Genomic DNA, 3,591 nt, shown 5'->3' on the forward strand with positions numbered 1-3,591 from the left:
CTATGTGCACTGGTATAATCATATTCGAATTCATGGAACATTGGGCTACATGAGCCCTGTTCAATATAAACTAGCTGACCTTAAAAAAGTTGTCTAGCTTTCTGTTGACAATCCATATATTTAACCTATTAGGTGGAGGATGGAGAATAGAAGGAGAAGCGACAGGGAAAGCCTATTATGTTTCTAAAGAAGAAATCCCTTACTCATATACACTACTATTTGATGATGATGAGAATAAAACACAAATTTTAGTAAGAAGAAGGTAATATTCACATTCACAGCTGTTTAAAAAGGGATAAGAAATGAATATTGAAGCGGTCATTTCTTATATTGGGTTGAGCAGAACCATCAGGAGTTTCAACAACAAAAAGGTTTAAGGATTTTTATGAAAGATATAACTTTTATTATGGAGGGATTAATATGAAAGTTTTTTCTTCATTTATAGCAGGGATTGATGACCCTTTACACCGAGAGAGAGTGGAAAAAGTGCTTAATTGGATAAATAGTAAATACCCAAATTTAAAAGCAGAAATTAAATGGAATCAACCGATGTTTACCGATCATGGCACATTTATTATTGCCCTTAGCATATCTAAAAAACATTTAGCTGTCTCCCCTGAAACTGAAACGATCACATATGTAGAGGATGATATTGTAAAGGCTGGTTATGACTACACAAAGGGGTTGGTACGTATCCCTTGGAATGCTCCTATTGAATACTCACTACTTAAGAAAATGATTGAGTTTAATATTTTGGACAAAGCAGAATGTTCAACTTTTTGGAGAAAATAGTTAAAAAAATTAAAAATAAGGGAAGAGAGTGCAAGCTAATATTGTCTCTTCCTTAAAAATATATTTCTTATAACGCTTCTGCATTAGAAATTCAAGCGCTAAAAAACTAAAATACTCCTATATTTAATGTTTTTATTCGACACCTTTCCATTTTAATTCAATCTAACATATTAAACTATGCGATACTCATTTCTATAATTTAATAGTTTTCTAGTAAACAATAAAATTAAAATGTGTTTATTTATTTTTACAATGATTGAATTCAACAGCATGTATCAAAAAAGCATTCTTACTTAATAGAAGAAGATAAAAATTATATTCACAATTAAGATAAAACGTTTAATTTATACTTGGATTTCAAGTCTACTGTTATACACTATTATTTATATTTATGAATAAATGCATCAATATGAACAAACGTCATTCAATTAGATAAAATGCGTTAAAGTAGATATTTTAACGTTTAAACTAGGTTACAAACAGAATGGACATATGCAATAATAGTGCATAAATTCCGTGTGTAGTTAAAAAAACAGTAATAACCATAGACGCATAAGATATGGACGATTATAATCGTCCTATTTGTTTTTCTATATTTAAGTTTACATAATATATATTATCGGACATTAAATTATGAAAAAATATATGCATGATATTAGCTGAAATACCTTGTATATATTGTATATATTTAGAGATTTTCGGGCTTTACATTCTATCATCATACTCATAGTTAGAGGTGAAAATCTGATTTCCACCAAGAACAAGCATGTCCCGTTGTCCTTGGTGATTTATCTTATGTTAGAGTTGAAAATCGCTTTTATCATATTTTCTTAAATTGCTCACCATCCCATTTGTAGACATTCGTAGTATACTTTCCTTGCGTCTGAGAATATGGGCTAACACTAAACGAAGTTAAATCCAGCTTATTTAAAGTAGTGGAGAACCGACCATCAACCTCACTTATATATATTTCAGTTCCTTCTATTGGCAAGGATACAATATTATTATCAATAACACTGTAAATCCTGTATAGATAACCATTACTACTGAAAAATTGTCCTAGAGTAAAATCTAACTTCCCATCGTTGTTGTAATCATCCAGTTTCAAATCAAAAAGTTCGGTAAAATTTAAATCATTGATTTCATAAGATGATAACACTTCACCGTTTGTATCTTCTAATACAATATTAAACGTCCCACTATAATTTCTGCCAAAGTCACGCATAGAACTAGTGTTGCTCCAATCTTCGGAATACTCCCCTTCCACTAACTTAATATACAGTGTAGTTCCTTCTGTATACTGGTTCATAGAGACGGTAATCGGTGACTTTACAACAATATCATTATTTTTATTTTCAACCATATTGTTAGATGTTTCTTTTATTTCGTTAAGTGTATTTTTTTCTTCAACACATCCATTTAAAAAAAACAAAACGCAGAGACAGATTCCTATTACAACGTTATTACCTTTCAATTTGATCATTTCCTTTACTCAAAATATTACCTTTCATACTCCCACTTTCAGTTAAAGTTCGAATTTGACACATCACACTGATTATTGCACGATCGTAATTATTTTAATTATCGGTAACTTGGATAATTGGCTTCTTCAATCAAAATAAGACCATCATACTGTTCACTAGGTATATATTTTTCTTCATATTGACCCAGACTCTTGCTTGTAGCCTCACTGTTCCACCAATATGTATTATTTTCATCATCTACTATATCAATATTCAAGAAAGAGACTGGATACCCTGGCTGATGCAGAAGGTACTCAACCGAGTTAACCTTATGATCGCTATATACGGGCATAACACTTCTATCATTAAACGCAGAATTTCCACTGTGCATATATAATCCAATGCCATACGCTTGCTCTTTTATCTCCGCTGGTAATTGCTCTATCATATTAACAAGTACATAATTATATTCATTCTTCACGATTGAATTTTTTTTCATAATGTGAGCGTTATGCGCCCACAAAATAAATTTTTCGTCTGGATACATTTCTTCTAAAAGCCACACTAAATTATCCGACATTACTTTATCTCTTGCATTGTTTGCAAAATTAGTAAAACCAACGCCATTAGGATAGTTTACTCTAATGTAATTTTCCGTTAAAGATCTAATTCTTAGGCTGAAAATTCTTTCTATTAATTTAGTCACATCTTCGTTTACATCTTTTTTAAAGGATGAATGCAACTCATTCCATTCATTTAATACACTTTCATACTTTGCGATTAATGCTTGTTGCTTCTCTTCTCCATCTTCAGGGAAATCTCCAGCTTCCATCACCCTAATGAAATTATCATAATCTAACTCTATGTCTTGTACTTTTTGGGCAAATGTAGCATCAAATTGAACAAAATAATCATATAACGAATTATTCCCATGAGGTTGCATGTCAAATCCAGCAATTTGAATAGGATTAGAGGTGTTTTTTTGTTCTTTAAAATATGTAAATAAATCAACATTATGATCGGTGTGCCATATTCCCAGAATTCCATTCTTCATCGATTGATCTGGACTAATATCAAGTATCATTTCGTTCGTTAAACCAACCTCAGCTAGACCACTTTCAAAGGCTACAACATTATAGTCCAACTCTTCATGCAAAAATTTGATCAATCTACCTTTCAACAAATTGGATCGGCTACACTTAGCTAGACAGAAAAATTAAGGTCAAGTAGACTAGAATTAATAATAAAGAGGAGAGAATTCTACTATGACCAAAAGAACAAGAAGAACATTTACACCTGAATTTAAACAACAGATGGTAAAACTTTATGAGAGTGG

The 3,591-nt window shown here is 31.2% G+C and carries 4 protein-coding genes; 2 read left to right on the top strand and 2 right to left on the bottom strand.

Annotated features, from left to right (window positions below):
* The first annotated feature begins 4 nt into the window (after positions 1–4).
* On the top strand, positions 5–97 hold the full coding sequence (locus D1Z92_RS17940; RefSeq protein WP_370741244.1) for an IS3 family transposase: 93 nt from the start codon (positions 5–7) through the stop codon (positions 95–97).
* 323 nt (positions 98–420) lie between these two features.
* Entirely contained in the window at positions 421–792 is a 372-nt protein-coding gene (locus D1Z92_RS16930; RefSeq protein ID WP_128896862.1) for an iron chaperone, read from the top strand.
* 820 nt (positions 793–1,612) lie between these two features.
* Here the strand turns inward: D1Z92_RS16930 and D1Z92_RS16935 are convergent.
* Together D1Z92_RS16935 and D1Z92_RS16940 are read right to left on the bottom strand one after the other, a co-directional pair.
* Positions 1,613–2,224, bottom strand: a complete 612-nt coding sequence (locus D1Z92_RS16935; protein ID WP_128896863.1) for a hypothetical protein — start codon at positions 2,222–2,224, stop codon at positions 1,613–1,615.
* A 149-nt stretch (positions 2,225–2,373) separates the two neighbouring features.
* Positions 2,374–3,423 carry an erythromycin esterase family protein gene (locus D1Z92_RS16940; protein WP_164931693.1) on the bottom strand — a complete coding sequence of 350 codons (1,050 nt, stop codon included), beginning with the start codon at positions 3,421–3,423 and terminating at the stop codon, positions 2,374–2,376.
* Positions 3,424–3,591 lie beyond the last annotated feature (168 nt).

Source organism: Longirhabdus pacifica (assembly GCF_004115085.1).
GTDB classification, from domain to species: Bacteria; Bacillota; Bacilli; order Paenibacillales; family DSM-105158; genus Longirhabdus; species Longirhabdus pacifica.